General features: G+C 52.4%; 2 protein-coding genes. One reads left to right on the plus strand and one right to left on the minus strand.

Annotated elements, in window-relative coordinates:
• Positions 1 to 316: 316 nt before the first annotated feature.
• Positions 317 to 835: a GNAT family N-acetyltransferase gene (locus LDO54_RS32185; protein WP_224015720.1), complete on the plus strand. Its 519-nt coding sequence runs from the start codon at positions 317 to 319 to the stop codon at positions 833 to 835.
• 91 nt (positions 836 to 926) lie between these two features.
• Here the strand turns inward: LDO54_RS32185 and LDO54_RS32190 are convergent, their stop codons facing one another.
• The gene (locus LDO54_RS32190) at positions 927 to 1,394 is read right to left on the minus strand and encodes a hypothetical protein (RefSeq protein WP_224015721.1); all 468 of its coding nucleotides are present in this window, start codon (positions 1,392 to 1,394) and stop codon (positions 927 to 929) included.
• Between the last annotated feature and the right edge of the window lie 137 nt (positions 1,395 to 1,531).

A 1,531-nucleotide genomic window follows, 5' to 3' on the forward strand; every position in this document is an offset into this window, starting at 1 on the left:
GTTGAGGCGAGAGTCCGCGTGGACCCGCAAGGGACGTTCACATTTTCCGAAAGCAGGCATTGAGGCTGCTCGACTATCTCGGTGGACGTGGATGCAAGGTGGCTTGACAGGCCATAGTCGAGCAAGCGACACTTGATTCCATGAATGCGTCGCAAGTCAACTCCGTTATGGTCGTAGTTCTGATGGTCGTCCTTATGGATGAACCATCGGGGGGACTTGTTCGCTAGTTATCAAGCAGTATTGCAACAAGGCCTCACCGCAACGGATGAGGCTTTTTTTGGTCCATCCGGCAGAGGCCTCGAAACTCGGAGAGCTCATGCCGCCGCACACACAGGACCTGCTTGCCCAATCCAATATCCGTTCATTGACGGACGACGATTTCCCCGCTGCGGCCGAACTTGTACGCGCAAGTTTCGCGCGTTATATCGCACCGGGCTGGTCAACGATGGCGGGCGAATCTTTCAATGCCGAAGTTACTCCTGCCTTGTTTGGACGGCTTGCAATAGCAGGTGCATATACGATTGGATCCTTTCAGGGAGAGCTATTACAAGGCGTGTTGGTCATGCCGACGCCGACCCGATTGCGAATGCTCTTCGTTGATCCTACCCGTGTCAAGCAAGGTATTGGCCGTCGCCTCTGGCAACAAGCACGTAAGCATCTCGCTGAGCATCATCCCGACGTGCAAACCGTTGAGCTCAACGCATCGCCGTACGCATACGACTTCTATCGTCAACTCGGATTTGTACCATTGTCCCGTGAGTACCAACACCTAGGCTCGCGCGCAACAAGAATGGCCTGCTGGTTGCCAGCCGAGCGGTTTGGTGCAGTTCTTTAAGGACTTGGCCTCAATGAGCGTAGTTGGCGGCGGATTCAGCCGATCGACTTTCTACAAAACAGACGTTCAATCGTTGAAATCGCATCGACGCCTACGCCCGAAATCGAAACCAAGCCCTGCTTTCCCGCGTAAATAGAAGTGCGACGGCCACGACTTCCGCGACATTGTCAAGGTTATTGCTTAGATTCAACGATGCGTTTTCCGGCTTCATTAAGTGCGCCCAGAAGATCATCAGGAACATGCATAGCGCTATGCCGGACAACACGTTTTTCGCCCAGCGTCGCCGAAAAAGCAGCTTTGAAATCAGGAACCCTCTTATTAATTCCCACACCCCCGTCACCCCAGCGACGAAGAGAGCGAGCCGTCTTAGAGAGTCACCCGATATTTGGGGAGAAGCAGGAAGAGGCCGTACAAAAAGCAGATATGCAGTATGGATAAGCGAGAACAACGACTGCAGGGCTATAACATAGGAGATTAGAAAAATAAGGGCGGCAATTTTTGCAGCGACCGGTGTGTCATCGTTAAAAATCGGCACGCTTTCACGAAGATTAAATTTCATTGCTGGTAATTTATTCGTGCTTCCCGAAATTGACGAAATATGTTGGATTTTGGCATATCGGCAGAACTATGCCGACCGCGACGACCGGGTCATTGTCGACGATCTAAGCTGAAGCGTCGACCGTCTGCTCCTGGCCG

The sequence above is a fragment of the Paraburkholderia tropica genome, from assembly GCF_914484835.1.
Taxonomy (GTDB): domain Bacteria; phylum Pseudomonadota; class Gammaproteobacteria; order Burkholderiales; family Burkholderiaceae; genus Paraburkholderia; species Paraburkholderia tropica_A.